This window comes from Chitinophaga oryzae, assembly GCF_012516375.2.
Taxonomy (GTDB): domain Bacteria; phylum Bacteroidota; class Bacteroidia; order Chitinophagales; family Chitinophagaceae; genus Chitinophaga; species Chitinophaga oryzae.
This window is the reverse complement of record NZ_CP051204.2, coordinates 38,092-58,424: the sequence shown is the minus strand read 5'-3', so window position 1 is coordinate 58,424 and position 20,333 is coordinate 38,092. Positions and strand designations below refer to the sequence as shown.

General features: G+C 49.7%; 16 protein-coding genes. 9 read left to right on the top strand and 7 right to left on the bottom strand.

Going from position 1 to position 20,333, the window contains the following annotated elements; translation table 11 throughout:
- Positions 1-58: 58 nt before the first annotated feature.
- The gene (locus HF324_RS00225; protein WP_168808300.1) at positions 59-505 is read right to left on the bottom strand and encodes a T9SS type A sorting domain-containing protein; all 447 of its coding nucleotides are present in this window, start codon (positions 503-505) and stop codon (positions 59-61) included.
- A gap of 177 nt (positions 506-682) precedes the next feature.
- Between HF324_RS00225 and HF324_RS00220 the strand changes: the two genes are divergently transcribed.
- Positions 683-1,723: a COX15/CtaA family protein gene (locus tag HF324_RS00220; protein WP_168808299.1), complete on the top strand. Its 1,041-nt coding sequence runs from the start codon at positions 683-685 to the stop codon at positions 1,721-1,723.
- Positions 1,724-1,854: 131 nt separating this feature from the next.
- Positions 1,855-4,080 carry a patatin-like phospholipase family protein gene (locus tag HF324_RS00215; protein ID WP_168808297.1) on the top strand — a complete coding sequence of 742 codons (2,226 nt, stop codon included), beginning with the start codon at positions 1,855-1,857 and terminating at the stop codon, positions 4,078-4,080.
- 59 nt (positions 4,081-4,139) lie between these two features.
- Here the strand turns inward: HF324_RS00215 and HF324_RS00210 are convergent, their stop codons facing one another.
- The gene (locus HF324_RS00210) at positions 4,140-5,051 is read right to left on the bottom strand and encodes an alpha/beta fold hydrolase (protein ID WP_246269363.1); all 912 of its coding nucleotides are present in this window, start codon (positions 5,049-5,051) and stop codon (positions 4,140-4,142) included.
- A 365-nt stretch (positions 5,052-5,416) separates the two neighbouring features.
- On the opposite strand from HF324_RS00210, the gene typA reads away from it, so the two are divergent.
- The gene (gene typA, locus HF324_RS00205; RefSeq protein WP_168808294.1) at positions 5,417-7,225 is read left to right on the top strand and encodes a translational GTPase TypA; all 1,809 of its coding nucleotides are present in this window, start codon (positions 5,417-5,419) and stop codon (positions 7,223-7,225) included.
- A 325-nt stretch (positions 7,226-7,550) separates the two neighbouring features.
- Here the strand turns inward: typA and recA are convergent, their stop codons facing one another.
- From recA to HF324_RS00180, 5 genes are all read right to left on the bottom strand, one after another.
- Positions 7,551-8,561: a recombinase RecA gene (gene recA, locus HF324_RS00200; protein WP_168808292.1), complete on the bottom strand. Its 1,011-nt coding sequence runs from the start codon at positions 8,559-8,561 to the stop codon at positions 7,551-7,553.
- A 534-nt stretch (positions 8,562-9,095) separates the two neighbouring features.
- Positions 9,096-9,794, bottom strand: coding sequence for a hypothetical protein (locus HF324_RS00195; RefSeq protein WP_168808290.1), 699 nt, complete (start codon positions 9,792-9,794; stop codon positions 9,096-9,098).
- A gap of 7 nt (positions 9,795-9,801) precedes the next feature.
- Positions 9,802-11,241, bottom strand: coding sequence for an RNA polymerase factor sigma-54 (rpoN, locus tag HF324_RS00190; protein ID WP_246269361.1), 1,440 nt, complete (start codon positions 11,239-11,241; stop codon positions 9,802-9,804).
- Between the two features lie 180 nt (positions 11,242-11,421).
- On the bottom strand, positions 11,422-12,021 hold the full coding sequence (gene rnhB / locus HF324_RS00185; RefSeq protein WP_168808286.1) for a ribonuclease HII: 600 nt from the start codon (positions 12,019-12,021) through the stop codon (positions 11,422-11,424).
- A 74-nt stretch (positions 12,022-12,095) separates the two neighbouring features.
- Positions 12,096-12,539: a hypothetical protein gene (locus tag HF324_RS00180; RefSeq protein ID WP_168861715.1), complete on the bottom strand. Its 444-nt coding sequence runs from the start codon at positions 12,537-12,539 to the stop codon at positions 12,096-12,098.
- Positions 12,540-12,808: 269 nt separating this feature from the next.
- Between HF324_RS00180 and HF324_RS00175 the strand changes: the two genes are divergently transcribed.
- From HF324_RS00175 to HF324_RS33935, 6 genes are all read left to right on the top strand, one after another.
- The gene (locus HF324_RS00175) at positions 12,809-14,971 is read left to right on the top strand and encodes a S46 family peptidase (RefSeq protein WP_168808282.1); all 2,163 of its coding nucleotides are present in this window, start codon (positions 12,809-12,811) and stop codon (positions 14,969-14,971) included.
- A 138-nt stretch (positions 14,972-15,109) separates the two neighbouring features.
- Complete coding sequence (locus HF324_RS00170; RefSeq protein WP_168861714.1) at positions 15,110-16,285, top strand: porin; 1,176 nt, start codon at positions 15,110-15,112, stop codon at positions 16,283-16,285.
- 13 nt (positions 16,286-16,298) lie between these two features.
- Complete coding sequence (locus tag HF324_RS00165; RefSeq protein WP_168861713.1) at positions 16,299-17,729, top strand: anion permease; 1,431 nt, start codon at positions 16,299-16,301, stop codon at positions 17,727-17,729.
- Positions 17,730-17,746: 17 nt separating this feature from the next.
- Complete coding sequence (locus HF324_RS00160) at positions 17,747-18,415, top strand: succinate dehydrogenase cytochrome b subunit (RefSeq protein ID WP_168808275.1); 669 nt, start codon at positions 17,747-17,749, stop codon at positions 18,413-18,415.
- Between the two features lie 6 nt (positions 18,416-18,421).
- A complete protein-coding gene (locus HF324_RS33940; RefSeq protein ID WP_258539371.1) occupies positions 18,422-19,468 on the top strand; it encodes an FAD-binding protein in 1,047 nt (348 codons plus the stop codon).
- On the top strand, positions 19,450-20,331 hold the full coding sequence (locus HF324_RS33935) for an FAD-binding protein (protein WP_309475684.1): 882 nt from the start codon (positions 19,450-19,452) through the stop codon (positions 20,329-20,331). The genes HF324_RS33940 and HF324_RS33935 overlap by 19 nt, the downstream gene beginning before the upstream one ends.
- The last annotated feature ends 2 nt before the right edge of the window (positions 20,332-20,333 follow it).

Sequence of the window (20,333 nt, the reverse complement as noted above, 5' to 3'; positions counted from 1 at the left end):
GATAATCTCCTTTGCATTTAAATAACCAATTAACCAAATCAGAAATAGTGTTGCAGGATTATTTTTCTACAGAAACGGTTCTGCTAACCATCGTCTGTGTTTTGATACCGATAGCTTTTTCCGCTACTTTATTTTTTCCGCTTCTGATTTCGAAGATGTACTGGCCGTCTTCGAGTGATTGCAGGTTGTAGCGTGCTTCAAATTTAACAGTTGCAGGTAATACTTCCCGGTGAAGGGTGTTGTTGTAGCTATCTTTGATGTAGAGTGTCAATTTCTCGTTTTCCGGATTGATCACTGCCAGCGTGAAGTTCAGCGTTTCTTTCTGAGGCTGGCTGATTTCCACTTCCAGGTCCTTTTTGATACCAGATGAAGGCTGCTCTGCTACAAACCGGTTGTTGTAAGCAAATGATCTATCCTGCGCATGCATGGTTACAAAGGGAATGAGGATGGTGGCTAATACAATCATCGTTGCTTTGGGAACTAAAACAAAACAAAAGTGTTTCATGACATTATTTTTTTAATGTGTTGTCTTTTTTACTTGTAAGGGCAGTATTAGCTAATACAATTATTGCCGTTTAATTTTCACCGCAAAGATCAGAGGCCAGCGTTAACAGAACATTACGCGATTGTTAAAAGAATGTGAGTATTTCGGGAGCCGTAATTCACTATTTTTGCAGCGTTTATGGAAACAGTTAATATCAAGAATAACCGCCCGGTGGCCATCTGGCTGTATATAGGAGTGGGCATGCTGGTGATCCAGGTATTATTGGGAGGGCTGACCCGCTTAACCGGTTCCGGCCTGTCGATTACAGAGTGGCAGCCGTTGCTGGGCGCTTTTCCGCCGATGAATGAAGCGGCCTGGCAAAAAGCTTTTGACGGATATAAGCAGATTGCGCAGTATAAATACGTCAACAACCATTTTACCTTATCAGATTTTAAATTCATTTATTTCTGGGAGTGGCTGCATCGTGACTGGGCGCGGCTGATCGGTGTTGTCTTTATTATACCGTTTATTTATTTCGTGGTGAAGAAGAAGATCAGCAAAGAGATGATCAACCCGATGATTGTGCTCTTTGTGCTGGGAGGCCTGCAGGGGCTTATCGGCTGGATCATGGTAAAGAGCGGCCTGAACGATGAAAACCTCTACGTAAGCCATATCCGCCTGGCGGTACATTTTATGTCGGCGCTGGTGCTGTTGTGTTATCTTTTCTGGTTTGCATTGAAAATCAGCGTTCCCGCAAAAGAAATTCTCAAAGTGCCTTCACTGAAGCGGTTAAATACCTGGTTGCTGGTCCTGGTGGCAGTGCAGCTGATATACGGTGCTTTTATGGCGGGCCTGCATGCTGCGCTGGTGGCCAATACCTGGCCGGACATCAACGGCGCCTGGATACCTGCCGGGATGTTCTCCCAGGGCGGTTTCTGGACAGACATTGCCCATAACACGATCACTATACAGTTTATACACCGCGGGCTGGCCTACCTGATCACCATCCTGATAGCCGTTTGGTGGTGGAAATCAGCACAAACACCGGCCAACAGCCTGCTGCATGGTATCCGTTACCTGCCCTTGCTGCTGGTATTACTGCAGGTGCTGCTGGGGGTGCTCACGCTGCTCAACAGCCAGGTGAAAATACCCATCAGCTATGGTATCCTGCACCAGTGCGTAGGGATGCTGTTGCTGCTTTCACTGGTATGGACCCTCTATCTCAGCAGGGCCAGATAATAATTACGAATTACGGATTACGAATTACGAATTAAGGGTTGCTTTATAGAAAGGTTAATAACTAACTGCTCCATAAAACAGCCCTTAATTCGTAATTCGTAATCCGTAATTCGTAATTTTATTAGATGAAGGTGAAGCTATTCCTAATAAAAACGTACTATTCTTTCCCTGTTCAGTTGCTCCTGCTGCATTTCAGGAAATACCAGGTGTTGCTCATCTTCTGGGTAATTCTCTTTAGCACGATCAATGGCGGATTTGCCAAGGTATTCGGAGGCGACGCACTCTTTCTGGCGCCGGAATACCTGGGGAAAGTGAATTTTTACAGCACAGCGATTCTCGGGCTGGCCACGGGCATGTTTATCATGAGCTGGCAGATCACCACCTTCATCCTGCATACCGGCCGGTTTAAGTTCCTGGCCACCACCTCACAGCCTTTTTTCCGGTACTGTCTCAATAACTCCCTGATCCCGCTGGCATTTTTTATCTGCCTGCTTTACCGCGGCTGGTCCTATCAGCGATATGAACAGCTGAGCTCCGTTCCCGAAATCCTTTTACTGGGCGAAGGGTTTATCTGCGGCGCCCTGTTTGTCGTGTTTTTTGGCTTCTTTTATTTTTTTAATGCCGATAAAAACATCGGCCGCCGGCTGGAGCGACGTTTTGGTAACCCGCGTAATTTTCTCAGGGTGATCCTAAAGCCCACGCAGGAGCCTGATGAGAACGCGCTGCCGGTGCACAACTATTTTTCCACGCCGTGGAAGATACGCCGGGCACGGAATGTAGACCACTATAACAAACATTATCTCGACAGTATCCTGAAACAGCATCACTTCGCAGCGATGATCACTGTCGGCTGCGCGCTGATTTTCCTGGTGATACTGGCATACATGATGGACTATGAAGTTTTCAGGATCCCGGCCGGCGCCAGTGTGCTGATCTTTTTCGCTTTCCTGATCGGCGTGGCCGGCGCTTACTCTTACCTGTTGCAAACCTGGTCTATTCCGGTGGTGCTGGTATTGTTGTTTGGGCTCAACTGGATGGTGGAGCATAATTGGGTGGACAATCGCAACAAGGCATACGGACTTGATTACCAACAGAAAAAAGCGAGGCCGGAGTATAGTGTGGAAGCTTTGCAGCGGTTCTTTACCCGCGAGCGGTATGAGGCAGACAGAAAACAATCACTGGATATTTTGAAGAAATGGCGCAGCAAGTTTCCGGCACATAAAAAGCCGCAGCTGGTGGTGCTGAATTTCAGCGGCGGCGGCAGCCGTTCCGCTACCTGGTCGCTGCATGTGCTCCAGCGCCTGGACAGCCTTCTACAGGGACGGTTGATGAAACATACAGTATTGATGACCGGCGCTTCCGGCGGTATGCTGGGAGCCAGCTATTTCCGGGAACTGTACTATCAGCAGCGGATGGGAAAACCGATCCGGCTCACGGACAGTATTTATACCGAGCGTGTTTCCCGGGACCTGCTGAATTCCGTGTTCAGCGCTATGGCCGTGAATGACTTCATTACGCCGTGGCGCACTTTTAAGATGGATAACAAGCGGTATGCAAAAGACCGGGGGTATGCCTTTGAAATGCAGCTGAACCAGAATACCGACAATGCCCTGAATAAAATACTGCGGGACTATAAAGCGCCGGAACAAAATGCCGAGATCCCGATGCTGATCTGGAATGCCACCATTAATGCAGATGGCCGCCGGCTGATGATTTCACCGCAACCGATCAGCTATCTGTGCAGCCCGCAGTACCTGTATCCTACCAGGCAGGTAAGGGACATTGATGGTGTTGACTTTGCGCAGTATTATGCCAACCAGGACGCGATGGACCTGAAGGTCACCAGTGCTATTCGGATGTGCGCGACTTTCCCCTATGTGTTGCCCAATACTTTTTTACCGAGCAATCCTATTGTGGACGTCATGGATGCCGGCATCAGGGATAATTTCGGCCAGCAGACCACCTTGCGTTTCCTGTATACCTTCAGCAAGTGGATCAACGAAAATACCAGCGGGGTAGTGTACATACAGATCAGGGACACCCGCAAAAATGATATATCCCCGATCAAGAAAACCAAAGACCTCAGTGACCTGCTCTTTGAGCCTTTATTTACCATGCAGCAGCATTGGAGCGCCATGCAGGACTTTGACCAGGACGACCTGGTCAATTATATGGAGGGATATTTCCCCGATAAATTCCACCGGATCATTTTCCAGTATGTGCCCCAGAAGCAGGATAAGGGGGCGGCGCTCTCGTGGCATCTCACTTCGCGCGAGAAACTGGACATCGCGCATGCGCTTGATAATCCGGCCAACCAGAGTGCGCTGGATTTTGTCGTCAGACTGATGACAGAATAATCAACCCCATTATGCTTTCCTTTACATGGGCCGGTTGTTGCCTGGCCGCAAATGCCTGGCTATTGCTGCAGGAAATCCAGCAATGGCGTAATAAATTTCGTATAGGCTTCAATGTGAGGCAGGTGACCTACTCCTTCGATGGGGACGAGTGTTGCGTGTGGGATGCGTTTGGCCGCTTCTTTTCCCAGTTCAGGATAGTTGCCCAGTGAGGAACGTATGTCCGGCCGGACATTGGCTTTGCCCAGTGCGGTGCGGTCACGCTGCCCGATGATGAGCAGGGTGGGGGCCTGGATGTTGGGAAACTCGTAGTATACGGGCTGGGTGAAGATCATGTCGTAGGTGAGGGCGGCGTTCCAGGCCACCTGGGCATAGTCGGGGCTGTGGATCCAGCTGGCCTGCAGACGTGCCCATTTTTCGTATTCCGGTTTCCATTGTCCGGCGTAGTAATTATCCAGTTGATATTGTTTGATTTTGTCGTAGGTCTGTTTGAGTTCAGAGTGATACCATTTATCCACAGATTGGTACGGAACCACCACTTTCCAGTCTTCCAGCCCGATGGGGTTTTCCAGTATCAGTTTGGTGGTGGTTTCGGGGTACATGAGGGCGAAGCGGGCAGCGATCATGCCTCCCATGGAATGCCCTAGGATAGCGGCTTTGCTGATGCCGAGCGTATCCAGCAATGCTTTGGTGTTTTGTGCGAGCAGCTGGAAGCTGTACTGCAGGTGTGCCGGTTTGGAGGATTTGCCGAATCCGACCTGGTCGGGGATGATCACCCGGTAGCCGTTGTTGGTGAGGCTGGCGGCGGTGCTGTCCCAATAGGCGCCGCAGAAGTTTTTGCCGTGCAGCAGTACGACCGTACGGCCGTTAGGACGGGAAGGTTGTATGTCCATGTAGGCCATTGTCAGCGGTTGGCCCTGTGTTTGGAGCTTAAAAAAATGAACGGGGTAGGGGTATTGATAGGATGATAGCATAATATCTTGTGTTGCAGTGTCTTGCGCATAAACCGGTGACAGGAAACAGCAGTAACAGGCGAGCAATAAAAATAAAAAGGTACGTTTCATGCAGATAGGTTTTTAACAGGAGGCAAATCAAATCTCCCGCCATAAACCTGGCGGAATATGCCTGCGCAGGACAGTTTCCGTCATGGTGAAATGTGGGTTCTTGTAAGTAATTGATAGCTAATTGATTATGAAGGCATTTGCACAAGTGACTAAATGGTTACATTTATTTAAAGCATGAATCCTTCATTCTCGTCAGGTTTTCGTACCTTTGCGCCTCATTTTTGCAGCTATGAGCCAATAAGTTACAAGCTGCTTATAGCTAAAGAATTAAGTATATGAACATTCGTAATATTGCAATTATCGCGCACGTAGACCATGGTAAAACTACTTTGGTTGACAAAATTCTTCACCAGACGAACGTTTTCCGGGCCAACCAGGAATCCGGCGAGCTGATCATGGACAGTAACGATCTTGAAAGAGAACGTGGTATTACCATCTTCAGTAAGAATGCTTCTGTTGAGTACAAAGGCACCAAGATTAATGTGATCGATACCCCGGGCCACGCCGACTTTGGCGGTGAGGTGGAGCGTGTATTGAAAATGGCAGATGGTGTAATCCTGCTGGTGGACGCTTTCGAAGGTCCGATGCCACAGACTCGTTTTGTGTTGCAGAAAGCTTTGCAGCTGAACCTGAAACCGATCGTGGTGATCAACAAAGTGGACAAGGCTAACTGCCGTCCTGATGAAGTACACGATGCTGTATTCGAATTGTTCTTCAACCTCGATGCCACAGAAGAGCAGCTGAACTTCCCGACCTTCTACGGTTCCGGTAAAAACGGCTGGTTCAACTCTTCCCTTACGCCTTGCGATGACATCACTCCGCTGATGGATGGCATCATCGAGCACGTTCCTTCTCCTAAGATCCCTGAAGGTAACCTGCAGCTGCAGATCACTTCCCTGGATTATTCATCTTTCCTGGGTCGTATCGCCGTGGGTAAAGTAACCCGTGGCTCTATCGAAGAAAATCAGTGGATTACCCTGATGCAGGCTGACGGTACGTCTAAAAGACAGAAGGTACGTGAGCTGTACATCTTCGAAGCTTTAGGTAAAAGAAAAGTAAACAAGGTACTGGCCGGCGACATTTGCGCCGTTGTTGGTATCGAAGATTTTAATATCGGTGACACTATCGCTGATGGTGAAGCGCCGGAAGCGCTGCCTGTTATCAGCGTAGATGAGCCTACCATGAACATGCTGTTCGGTATCAACAACTCACCTTTCTTTGGTAAAGATGGTAAGTTCGTTACCTCCCGTCACCTGCGTGACCGTCTGGTAAAAGAAACCGAAAAGAACCTGGCGTTGCGCGTTGTAGATACTGACAGTGCGGATAGCTTCCTGGTATATGGCCGTGGTATCCTTCACCTGGGCGTATTGATCGAAACCATGCGTCGTGAAGGTTACGAGTTGACTGTTGGTCAACCGCAGGTTATCGTTAAAAGCATCGACGGTAAAAAATGTGAACCATACGAAACACTGGTGGTAGACGTTCCGCAGGAATTTGCCAGCAAAGTGATCGACCTGGTAACCCGCCGTAAAGGGGAGATGCTGATCATGGAAACAAAGGGTGAAATGCAACACCTGGAATTTGAAATTCCTTCCCGTGGTCTGATCGGTCTGCGTACACAGATGCTGACCGCCACCGCCGGCGAAGCTGTAATGGCTCACCGCTTCAATGACTACAAAGCCTGGAAGGGTGCGATCCCCGGCCGTAACAACGGTGTGCTGATCGCCAAAGAAGCAGGTTCCACTACCGCTTACTCTCTAGATAAATTACAGGACAGAGGTTCTTTCTTCGTTGATCCGGGAGAAGAAGTGTACAAAGGCATGATCATCGGCGAAAATAACAAACCCGGCGATCTGGTGGTAAACCCGAACGAAGGTAAGAAACTGACCAACATGCGTGCCAGCGGTAGCGACGGCGCTGCGAATATCGCACCTAAAATCCTGATGACACTGGAAGAATGCATGGAATACATCCAGCATGATGAGTGCATCGAAGTTACGCCTAACTTCATCCGTATGCGTAAGACCATCCTGGACGAAGAAGAACGTAAGAGAAATGCGAAAAGCATGAAAGCAGAAGCTTAATCTGATTTATAAGGCCGGCTCACAAGGCAGGTTCATAAATGAGAACACTAGTTCGAAAAATAATGTTTGATAAAAAGCGGCTGGCCAATGAGGTCAGCCGCTTTTGTTATTGCTGCCGGAAAAATAAAGTGCCTATATACAGTACATCACCGGCGAATGGCTGGTAATCAGTGAAATCATTCAATAATCATCTTCTATCAAAATAAAAATCCCCGCCCAGGATAAGGCGGGGAGTGCATACTAACCCAATGCTTACTAAAACTAAAACTAACTTCTATGTATGTATCGTAAAGAGTAAATCTAATTTTTGCAGCTTACATAATAATTAAGCCTCTTCTTGTTTCTCCGCAATTTTCTGTTTGATCTTTGCTTCGATTTCTGCGGACAGTTCCGGATTGTCGCCCAGTAATTGTTTCACCGCATCACGGCCCTGACCCAGTTTATTGGAGTCGTAGCTGAACCAGCTGCCACTTTTCTGAATGATACCGTATTCTACGCCCATGTCGATGATCTCACCCATTTTGGAGATACCCAGGCCGTAGATGATATCAAATTCAGCCTGACGGAACGGCGGAGCTACTTTGTTTTTCACCACTTTCACTTTCACACGGTTACCTACCGCTTCATCACCGTCTTTAATCTGGCTCATACGGCGGATATCCAGCCTTACAGATGCATAGAACTTCAGGGCGTTACCACCGGTAGTGGTTTCCGGGTTACCGAACATCACACCGATTTTTTCACGCAACTGGTTGATGAATATGCAGCAGCAGTTGGTTTTGGCGATAGTGGCGGTGAGCTTACGCAGCGCCTGGGACATCAAACGTGCCTGCAGGCCCATTTTACTGTCTCCCATTTCACCTTCCAGCTCGCTTTTCGGTACCAGCGCCGCTACAGAGTCCACGACTACTACGTCTACTGCACCGGATAAAATCAGACGGTCCGCAATTTCCAGCGCCTGCTCACCATGGTCCGGCTGTGAAATCAGCAGGGAATCCACATCCACACCCAGTCTGCGTGCATAGCTGCTGTCAAAGGCGTGCTCAGCATCCACGATGGCACAAATACCACCTTTTTTCTGCGCTTCCGCAATAGTGTGGATGGCTACGGTTGTTTTACCGGAAGACTCAGGACCATAGATCTCAATGATCCTTCCTTTCGGAAAACCGCCAATGCCCAGTGCGATATCAAGCCCCAGAGAACCGGAAGAAATAACTTCCATCGGAGCTTCTGCTTTTTCGCCCATCATCATCACAGATCCCTTACCGAAATCTTTCTCAATCTTATCCATTGTAAGGCGTAACGCCTTCAGTTTTTCTGTATTGGCTGTAGACATATCTGTAGTTGTTTTTTACAAATTTAATCGAAAAGCATATCTCCAACTGGAATGCTAAATTATAACCTAATTTTTGATTTTCCTAAATTTTTTAGCATTTTATTTTCAATGCTAAAAAAAGTAGTATTCATATCGTATTCGGTCTCACTTTTTTTGCTTCGCCCTAACGACATAACAAAGATCCGAAGCCATTACGCATTGAATGTGCGTAATCATCTTCCCGTGAAAAAAAATTTCTGAGGCAGGGGGCAGGGGGGAAATACTGCATTTTTAAAAAGCGTACTTATACGCTTGAGGTTCAACGCAGAATATCGGACTTTTGTATTGTCAAGTTTAGTTGTTGATGATTGTACCCCAGATGTTTGTTAGATTGTTTGTTAACCTGCCTTGCGGCCTTGCATCCATGTTACCGGAATAAGCAGTCCGGCTGTTAAGGTAAACCCCAAAAAGTTTTTTCCCCATCCAAAACATAGCATATTCCTTGTCTGGCGCTCTGAAAAGAGAAAGCCGGCAGGGAGTATGCTACCGTTGTAATCAGATCACCAGGAACCAGCAGGCGGCCAGCTGGGTAATAATACCGATAAATAAACCGGTGTAAATCTCGAAAGGCTGATGGGCATTCAGCACCATCCGGGCGGTAGCCACCACGCCGGTCACCAGGAAAGTGATCACCAGCGGGAAAGACACGTTCATATGCATGCCCCACATCAGCGCCAGCAGGAAACCAATCACCCCGCCCCAGCCGATACTGTGCAGGCTGGTCTTCATAAAACTATTGGTAATGAAAGAGATGGATACCGCCAGGAAAGAACCGAGGAAAAAAGCGGTGTAAAACCGCGGCGCCCGCCCTTCCTGCAGAAAAGTGTAGAAAGCCCAGAAGTAATAAATGATAATAGCGACATAGGGAATGATCCGCTCGCGCTGCGTCTTCATGTAAACAGACGACACAAAGCCCAGCTGCTTGCCCAGCAGCACCGTCAGCAGCGGGAAAAAGACCGTGATCGCCACCACCCGGAAATACAGGATGTCAAAAGCAAACTTTTTGCTCATCGGCTTAAAAGCCACCATGTACTCCGGAATGGACTGTATTATTAAAAAGGTTACCAGCGTGGGGATAAACAGCGGATGGGTGATATAGGAAATCACCTGCGCCAGCGACCTGGCTGCAGGTGGAAATACCGGACCTTCACCGGTATGAATGTTACGTTCCGGTAACGCTTGTTCGTGCATCATCTTGTTCTTATAATTCTTTACGTAAACGGGCAACCGGTATGTTCAGCTGCTCCCTGTATTTGGCCACCGTACGGCGGGCAATATTATATCCCTTGTCCTGCAGCATCTTGGTAAGGTTCTCATCGCTCAGCGGCTTCCGTTTGTTTTCCGCTTCTATCAGGTCGGAAAGGATCTTCTTCACCTCCCGGGTGGATACTTCCTCGCCGCTGTCGGTGGACAGGGATTCGGAGAAAAAGAACTTCAGCTTGAAAGTACCGAATTCCGTCTGCACGTATTTGCTGTTGGCAACACGGCTCACCGTGGAAATATCCAGCTGGGTACGGTCGGCAATATCCTTCAGGATCATCGGTTTCATGGTGGTTTCATCACCGGTCAGGAAAAACTCCCGCTGGTAGTCCATGATAGACTCCATCGTAGACAACAGCGTGTGCTGCCGCTGTTTGATGGCGTCGATAAACCATTTGGCGGCATCAATTTTCTGCTTGATAAACAACACGGCCTCCTTCTGGCGCTTGTCTTTCTTGTCGCCGCGGTCATACTCCCGCAGCATGTCCTTATATCCGCCGGAGATCCGGAGGTCGGGCGCATTGCGGGAATTCAGCGTCAGCTCCAGCTTGCCGGCATTGTTCATGATGAAAAAGTCCGGCAATACGTAACTCTCCGCTTTATTGAGCGTAGCATAATTGCCGCCCGGTTTCGGATTCAGCTTGATAATCTGATTGATAGAGGCTTTCAGCCCTTCATCGCTGAGACTCAGCGCTTTCTGTATCTTTTCGTAGTGTTTCTTGGTAAACTCGTCGAAGTAATTCTCCAGGATCTGGTAGGCGGTGTTCACCCCTTCGTCGTCCTGCGGCTTCCGTTTCAGCTGCAGCAGCAGGCATTCTTTCAGATCGGTGGCGCATACGCCGGCAGGGTCAAACTCCTGGATCTTTTTGATCAGTTCCCGGATTTCTTCTTCTGTGGTGTCTATGTTCTGGGAGAAAGAAAGGTCATCCACCATGGCGCTTACTTCGCGGCGCAGGTAACCGTCGTCATCGATACTGCCGATAATGTGCTCGGCGATGGCATTCTGGTGATCGTCCAGCTCCAGCATGCCCAGCTGGCTCAGGAGATGCTCATGGAAAGAGGTTTCCACCCGGATCGGAATGGTTTTATTGCTCTCATCCGGATCGGGATAGTTGTCGTCCCGCAGTTTATAATCCGCCACGTCATCATCTCCATCACTTACGTATTCAGAAATATCTATATTGTCATATTCGCTTTCGCTGCCGTCCGGCTCGAAATCATCTTCTTCATCGCCCTCGCTGTCTGTCTTGGCGTCAAAATCCTCCTGCTCTTTGAATTCGTCTTCATGTGTGTCTTCACCGTATTCGAGGGCAGGGTTTTCTTCCAGTTCTTCTTTAATTCTTTCTTCCAGGTTGACAGTAGGAACCTGCAGCAACTTCATGAGCTGAATCTGCTGTGGTGAAAGCTTTTGTAATAACTTTTGCTGTTGTGTCTGCTTTAGCATAATAATCGTTCCCTACAGGGCAAAATTAATAAGTATAAGGTTAACGATAGCCTTACCGCCTTTAGCAGTCCACAGTCAGCGGTCATTACCGGCAACAGTGGCAGCTAATTCCGGGGGCTATAGGTCCAGTTCCAATTGCTCCGGCAACAGGCGGAACGACTTGCGGTGGTACGGTGTGTCGCCAAACTCCCGCAGGGCGTCGCGATGTTGCCGCGTCGGATAGCCTTTGTTCTCATTCCAGCCAAAATGCGGATACTCCAGGTGCAACTGCTGCATGTACTCGTCACGGTACGTCTTGGCCAGAATAGAGGCAGCGGCAATGGATGCATATTTGCCATCTCCCTGAACAATGCAGGCAAACGGTATTTTGCCGTAAGCATAAAACCGGTTACCGTCGATAATGATAAATTCCGGCTGCCGGCTCAACTGTTCCAGTGCCAGGTGCATTGCCCTGAAAGAAGCTTTCAGTATGTTTATCTTGTCTATTTCCACATTGTCTACGCTGGCTACAGCATAGTGCAACGCTTCTTTTTCTATTACTCCGCGCAACAGGTCCCGGTCTGCCGCTGTCAGTTGCTTGGAATCATTGAGCAGCGGGTGACTGAAACCTGCCGGTAATATCACGGCCGCAGCAAACACAGGGCCCGCAAGGCACCCTCTGCCGGCTTCGTCACAGCCAGCCTCCAATAATTCGTCCTGATAATGAGATAGTAGCAAATCCGGTTCTGTTTAAGACGGGTAAAATTACAAGATTAATGTTAAGGAACAAGGAATCCCGAATTTTACACGGCTTACTGGGAATCGCGTTTGAACAGGTCTTTGAAATCCTGTTTGAAATCCGTCCACTCTTTATCAGATTTTTTCATCAGCTCATCAGCAGCCTTACGGGTGCTGTCCCATGCATCGGCGCTGCTGTTTTGCACGTCTTTCATTTTTTTGTTCATCTCCACTTTTAGCTCCTCCAGCTTTTTCCGCGCTTCCCTGCTTTTCTCCGTACCTTCTTTTTTTAACTCCTCGCTGGTCTGGTCTATCTGCTTAATCCGCTCCCGGATCGCATCTTCCGCCTGCTTTTTCTGCTCGTTGAGATAATCCCCCGTACTATTGGCGGCGTCTTTCACATCCTCCTTCAGTTTAGCCGCGTCTTCCTTCATCTCTTCCCGCTTCTCTTCCTGCTGTTTGTTCTCATTGCACGCCAAAAACGCTGCTACACCCATTATTAACATTAATTTTTTCATGATCAACAGATTTAAACAATTAAAAAATATAGGTTTTTAAATTTTTGGCACGCCTTGTTGCGCTGCTCCCTTTTATCAAAACATATTCCAGTTTTTTTGTTCACTGCCCGGGATATATTATTTACAGAAGAAAAAACATGTATAAAATAATAATATAATTTAAAAAGACAAATTACCGGGGAAGATCCTACTCATTATGCCCCATCCATGCGTCCGTTAACAAAAAAATAGCTAGGTTTGAGGTCCTTTTATAACAAAACCAAACTGATATGAGAAAAAAACTACTGGTTTTGCTCCTGCTGCTTAGCGTAAGTATTAAATGGGCAAAAGCAGACGAGGGCATGTGGCTCCCGTATTTACTGGGCCAGCAGACCTACAATGACATGGTCAAAAAAGGTCTTAAGCTGACCAAGGAACAGCTGTACAGCATCAACAAGGCATCCCTGAAAGATGCGATCGTGATCTTCGGCGGCGGCTGCACCGGCGAAATAGTAAGCAATGAAGGCCTTATCTTCACCAACCATCACTGTGGCTACGGCGCTATCGCGGCGGCCAGCTCAGTAGAACATAACTACCTCAAAAACGGTTTCTACGCGAAAAATAAACAGGAGGAAATTGCTTCCCCCATGTTGTCTGTCCAGTTCCTGGTGAAAGTGGAAGACGTTACCAAAGATGTGGAATCCCAGCTGCAAGGTCTCAGCGGCGCCGACAGAATGAAAAAAGAACAGGAAGCCTATGCGGGTATCATCACCAAAGCCACTGCCGGTACGGAATATGAAGCGAAAGTAGTGCCGATGTTCAAAGGCAACCAATACCTGATGTTCGTATACGAGCGCTTTAAAGACGTACGCCTGGTGGGCACTCCCCCGGAAAGCGTAGGTAAATTCGGCGGCGATACCGATAACTGGGAATGGCCCCGCCATACCGGCGACTTCTCCATTTTCCGCGTGTATGCCTCCAAAGACGGTAAACCAGCCGCTTATTCAAAAGACAACGTGCCCCTGAAGCCTAAACACTTCCTGCCGGTATCCATCAAAGGCGTAAAAGAAAACGACTACGCGATGATCCTCGGTTACCCCGGCGGCACCAACCGTTACGAAACTTCCTACGGCATCAAGCTGAAAACAGAAGTAGAAAACCCGTCCCTCGTAAACCTGCGCGACGTCAGGCTCAAAGCCATGATGGAGCAGATGGTGAAGGACCCGGCGGTGAAACTGCAGCTGGCCTCTTCCTACGCCGGTATCGCCAACTACTGGAAGTTCTTTGACGGCGAAAGCAAACAGCTGAAACAACACCACGTACTGGAAGACAAGGAAAAAAATGAAGCTGCCTTCGCGAAATGGGCCCAGGACAAACCTGAATTTGCCAATATCATGAACGACTACGCAGCGGCCTATAAAGCATGGTCTCCCTACGCCAAACACCGTGTATACCTCACAGAAGGCTTACTTGGTTCCCCGGTAGCTGCTTATGCCGCTTCCCTGATGGCACTCGAAAAAGCGCTCGTAACGCCGGGCGCCCCTAAAGACGCCGCACAACAGGCGGCTGCCGCTGCTGATAAAGCACGCGCCGGCTTCCTCGCAGAGGAAAACAAACCCAGCGACCAGAAAATACTAGCAGCCACTGCCCGCATGTTCTACAACGACGTGCCGAAAGACCAGCAGCCTACCGGTTACTTCGAAACGCTGAAAAGCAAATTCGGCAGCCTCGAAGAAGATAATACCTGGAAACTCTGGGCCGCTTCCCTGATGAACAACACCATCATCTTCGACGATGCCAAATGGAAAGCGTTTATCGCCAACCCCGACGCAGTAACCCTGCAGAACGATCCGATATTTAACTACGTCAGCACTTTCATCAAAAACTATAGCGGTAAATACCAGCCGATCCACGGCCAGTTTGTGATGAAAAACAATGACCTCGGCCGTCAGTACCTGAAAGGCGTGATGCAGATGCAGCCTAACGGTAACAGATACCCGGACGCGAACTTCACCATGCGCCTCTCTTACGGCCAGGTGAAAGCTTACGCCCCGCGCGATGCCGTGCACTACGACTACGTGACCACCATGAAAGGGGTGATCGAAAAATACGTTCCGGGCGATTATGAATTTGACCTGCCGGCTAACTACACAGACCTGTACAACAAAAAAGATTTCGGTCAGTATAAAGACGCCAAACGCAACGACGTGGTAGTGGGCTTTATCACCACCAACGATATCACCGGCGGTAACTCCGGTTCCCCTGTGATCAATGCTAACGGAGAACTGATCGGTCTCGCTTTCGACGGCAACTACGAAGCGCTGAGCCATAAAATCCAGTTCGACGCCGATTACAACCGCACTATTTGCGTAGATGTACGTTATGTGCTGTGGTGCATCGAAAAACTGGGTGGTGCTAAAAACATCATCAATGAACTGAAGCTGGTGAAATAATTATTACCTGCTTAAATATTCATCCCGTTCCGGTAGCACCGGAACGGGATTTTTTTATGCCCGGGCGCCAAACATTTCCCTTCTGCACGGTGTTATCCCCAGTAATAACCGCCTGATCCGAAAACTCAACAACCGTGCATGTATAAACGAAACACCCGACTGGCCGCCTTTTTTCTCTGCTTTTGTTCGGCTGTCCCCGCGGCCTATGCAGGGGACAGGCCAGTGAGCGATACGACCATCACCAAAGACACTACCGCCATTAAACCGGGGTTCCTGAAGAAAATAACGCTGGGCGGCGTGTTCCAGGCACGCTATACCGTTTCGCTGAAACCCGATGTGGATGTAAATGGCACGCATCAGGCGGATCCCGGAAAAGAAGTGGTGCGTAACAGCTTCAGCCTCAAACGGGCGCGTCTTCAGGTGAAGGCGCAGGTGAGCGACCGGTTCCAGGCCGGCGTACTGGTGAACCTCGCCGATTTCGCCAGCGACCCTAAAGGAAAAGTGCTGGAAAACGCATTTATTTCCTACCGGTGGAATGACGCCGTCAACTTTACAGTGGGCCAGTTCCGGCCCTCTTTTGGCCTGGAAGACCTTTACCCGGTAGACATCATCCAGTCTATGGATTTCTCCAATCAATACTATGCTTTCGGAAATAATGGCTGGCAAAGTTTCCAGGTAGGCGTGTCCATGTTCGGCACCTTCCGGAAAAATACGGCGCTGCCCATTAAATACGCCGTGTCAGTGGTCAACGGAAACAACCGTAACCAGGTGGCCGACGATGATAACGGCAAACTGGCTTCCGCCCGGCTGGAGTTCGGCGACATGAACAAGTTGTCGCTCGGCCTCAACGGCGGCACCGGCGCCGTGAAACAATGCAGCGTATATGCATTGGGGGTAGACTTCAGCGGCGTGATCCCGCTGGCGGAGAAATTTGACCTGCAGCTGCAGTCGGAGTTTAAGCAGGGAACGAACCACCGCCTGTTTTACGGATTGGCCGACAGCCTCCGGAAAGGCCCGTTAAGCGGATACCTGATGCATGGTGTTTACCTGTTGCCCAATTTCCGGTACAAGATCAATTACCGCAAGCTCACCTCCATCGAAGTGTCCATGCGCTATGAGTATTTTAACGAAGATTTCCGGCATAGCGGCAACGCCCGCCGGACCTACATCCCCATGATCAGCCTGGCTTTCCTGAAAGACTATGGCGGGCGTATACAGCTGGGGATGCAGATCGACAATTACGACCGGAATATTCCCGGAACAAAAACACACAACAGTAACCTAATGATCGTACAGGTACAATGCAGAATATAAAAAGGCCTTTATCATGAAAGAAATCAAGTATTTACAACTGTTGGTCACGGTTATTTTCGGAGCTGTTATCTGGCTGATTCCGCCGCCGGCGGGCGTAACGCCGGAAGCCTGGCACCTGCTGGCTATCTTCCTGTCCACTATTCTCGGTATTATTCTGAAAGCGGCTTCCATGGGGACCATGTCTATGCTGGCTATCACGCTGGTGGCACTGAGCGGGGTGCTGGCCCCCGGAAACCCCGGAAAGTCCATTACCCTGGCGCTCAGTAGTTTCGGGGACAAGGTAATTTGGCTGATTGGTATTTCTTTCTTCATCGCCCGAGGGTTTATTAAAACCGGGCTGGGTAAACGGATCGCCTATATTTTTATCCGGATCTTCGGCAAAAGTTCGCTGGGACTGGCTTATGGACTCGGACTGGCCGACCTGGTGCTGGCGCCGGCGGTGCCCAGCAACACTGCCAGGGGCGGAGGTATTATTTATCCCATCATGAAATCCATGGCGATGAACTTTGGCTCCCTGCCGGAAGATCCTGCCACCCATCGCAAACTGGGCGGTTTCCTGACGCTGAGCAGTTACAACATGAACCTCATCACTTCATCGCTTTTCCTAACCGGTACCGCGAGTAACCCCATGTGCCAGAAGTTCGCCAAAAATATGGGCATCGATATCACTTGGATGTCGTGGTTCGCTGCTGCGCTGGTGCCGGCAGCGCTGTCTATCGTGGTGGTGCCCTTTGTGCTGTACAAGGTATATCCGCCGGAGCTGAAATCTACCGGCGATGCACCCGCTATGGCGGCAGAAAAACTAAAGGAGATGGGACCGGTGCACAAAAACGAGTGGCTGATGCTGCTGGCTTTTGTGATACTGCTGGTGCTGTGGATCACCGGCGATCTGTTTGGGATAGATGCCACCACTACCGCGCTTATCGGACTGGTGTTCCTGTTGCTGTCGCAGGTGCTGGACTGGGAAGATGTTAAGTCCGAAAAAGGCGCCTGGGACACGATCGTATGGTTTTCCGCGCTGGTGATGATGGCCAGCTTCCTGAACTCGCTGGGCTTCATTCCCTGGTTCAGCGACCTTATTAAAAAGCAGGTAGGCGGTATGCAGTGGATGGTGGCTTTCCCTATCATCGTTCTGGTCTACTTCTATAGTCATTACATATTTGCAAGCGCTACGGCGCATGTGGCAGCCATGTATTCGGCCTTTCTGGCGGTGGGCATTTCAGTGGGCATACCGGGTACGCTGCTGGCCCTGGTACTGGGCTTCTGCGGCGGTATTTTCGGCACGCTGACACATTACGGGCATGGCCCCGCGCCGGTATTCTTCGGGAGTACCTATGTGGAACTGAAAGACTGGTGGAAGTGCGGGTTCTTGTTGAGTATCGTGTATATCCTTCTCTGGATGGGTATTGGCGCAGGCTGGTGGAAAGTATTGGGCATCTGGTAATATCTAAATATCAAACTATGGGTCAGTGGCGACAAAAAACATTAACCAGGAAAAACTGGATGGCGTTCACAGGGTTGTTCCTGTGTTTCTTTCTCGTTATTCACCTGCTGGGCAACCTGCAGCTGTTACTGCCCGATGAAAGGGCGCATCTGCAATTCAATGCCTATTCGCACCTGTTGTCCGGGAATATCCTCATCAAAATTATTTCGTGGATATTGTATGCAAGTATTATCGCGCATGTGGTATACGCCATTGTTATAACGTTGACGAATAAACGCTCTCGAAATGCTAAATATCACTATGACAGGCGGGGTGAAGTGAGTAAATGGTATACCCGTAATATGGGCGTGCTGGGCACCATCATTTTTGTGTTCCTGGTGATTCACTTCCGAGATTTCTGGTATGTGTACAAGTTCGGATCGTTGCCGCTGGACGAGCGGGGCAACAAAGACCTGTACCGACTCGTGGTGGCGGTATACAGCGAAACATGGTATGTGCTGGTGTACGTGTTGTGTATGGTGGCGTTGTGTTATCATTTGCTGCATGGTTTCTTCAGCGCTGCCAGAACGCTGGGGGTATATCACCCGCGGTATGTGCAATGGGTAAGGCTGATCGGTTGGATATACAGTGTGGGCATCTGCGCGGCTTTCGCGTGGATACCGGTTTATGTTCACTTCTTAAAATAATGGGTTATGCTGGACGCAAAAATACCGGACGGGCCACTGGAAGATAAGTGGCGTCATTACAAGGAACATGCTAAGCTGGTAAATCCTGCTAACCGTAAGAAGCTGGAAGTGATAGTGGTGGGCACGGGACTGGCTGGCAGCGCTATTGCGGCTTCGCTGGGGGAGATGGGTTACCGGGTAAAAAGCTTTTGTTTTCAGGATACGCCGCGGCGGGCGCATTCAGTGGCGGCGCAGGGCGGTGTAAACGCCTGTAAAAACTATAAGAACGACGGCGACAATATCTTCCGCATGTTTTATGATACCATCAAAGGCGGTGATTTCCGGGCGCGGGAGGCCAATGTGTATCGCCTGGCGGAATGCAGCGCCAGCCTGATAGATCAGGCGGTGGCGCAGGGCGTGCCTTTTGGCAGGGAATACGGCGGCTATCTCAACAACCGCTCTTTCGGTGGTGTGCAGGTATCGAGAACTTTTTATGCCCGCGGCCAAACCGGTCAGCAGTTGCTGCTGGGCGCATATCAGGCGCTGATGCGGCAGGTACACCAGGGCACGGTGAAGATGTATGCCCGGCATGAAATGCTCGACCTGGTAACGATCGATGGCAAGGCAAAAGGCGTTATCGTCCGTAATCTGGACAGCGGTGAGATAGAACGGCATGGCGCACATGCGGTAATACTGGCCACCGGCGGGTTCGGGAAGATCTATTACCTGTCCACCCTGGCGATGGGCTGTAATGGTTCCGCTATCTGGCGGGCGCACAAGAAAGGCGCATTGATTGCCAACCCCAGCTGGACGCAGATCCATCCTACCAGTCTGCCGCAGTCCGGGGAGTACCAGTCCAAGCTGACGCTGATGTCTGAATCCCTGCGTAACGACGGCCGTATATGGGTGCCTAAAAAGCAGGATGAAAACAGGCTGCCCAACCAGGTGCCGGAGGAAGAGCGGGACTATTACCTGGAGCGCCGCTATCCGGCGTTTGGTAATTTATCGCCGCGGGACATCGCTTCCCGGGCAGCCAAAGAACGCATTGATGCGGGATATGGCGTAGGCCCCTGAAAAACGCCGTATATCTTGATTTCTCCAAAGCGATTAAAGACCAGGGGATAGATAAGATCAGGGAGAAATATGGCAATTTGTTCCGCATGTACGAAAAGATCACCGGTGTGAATGCGTATAAAGAACCGATGAAGATTTCACCGGCAGCGCATTTCTCGATGGGCGGCCTGTGGGTGGACTATGAACTGATGACCACTATCCCGGGGTTGTTTGCGTTGGGAGAAGCAAATTTTGCGGACCATGGCGCCAACAGGCTGGGCGCCAATTCACTGTTGCAAGCCTGTGTAGACGGCTATTTCATTGCGCCGTACACATTGGCCAATTACCTGGCAGATGAAATTAAAGTACCGGCGACAGATGTGCATCATCCTGCTTTTGATGCTGCCGCTAAACAGGTAGAGGAGCAATTGCATTTACTGAAAAGCATCGGCGGTAAATTATCGGCGGATTATTTCCATAAAACACTGGGGAAGGTCCTGTACGATAAATGCGGGCTGTCGCGTTCCGCAGAGGGGCTGGAGGCGGCTATCCGGGACATCCGGGGACTGCGGGAGCAGTTTTATGCCGACCTGTTTATTCCGGGTGGGTATGCTATCAACAGCGAGCTGGAAAAAGCCGGCAGGGTGGCTGACTATTTGGAGCTGGGAGAGCTGATGTGTTACGATGCACTCACGCGGGAAGAATCCTGTGGGGCGCATTTCAGGCTGGAGTACCAGACGCCGGAAGGAGAGGCGATGCGTAATGATGCTGATTTCGCTTTTATATCCGCCTGGGGATGGGCGGGTGAAAACCAGCCGCCGGTTTGGAACAAGGAACCGCTGATATTTGAATTTGTTACACCTACCGTAAGAAGTTATAAATAACG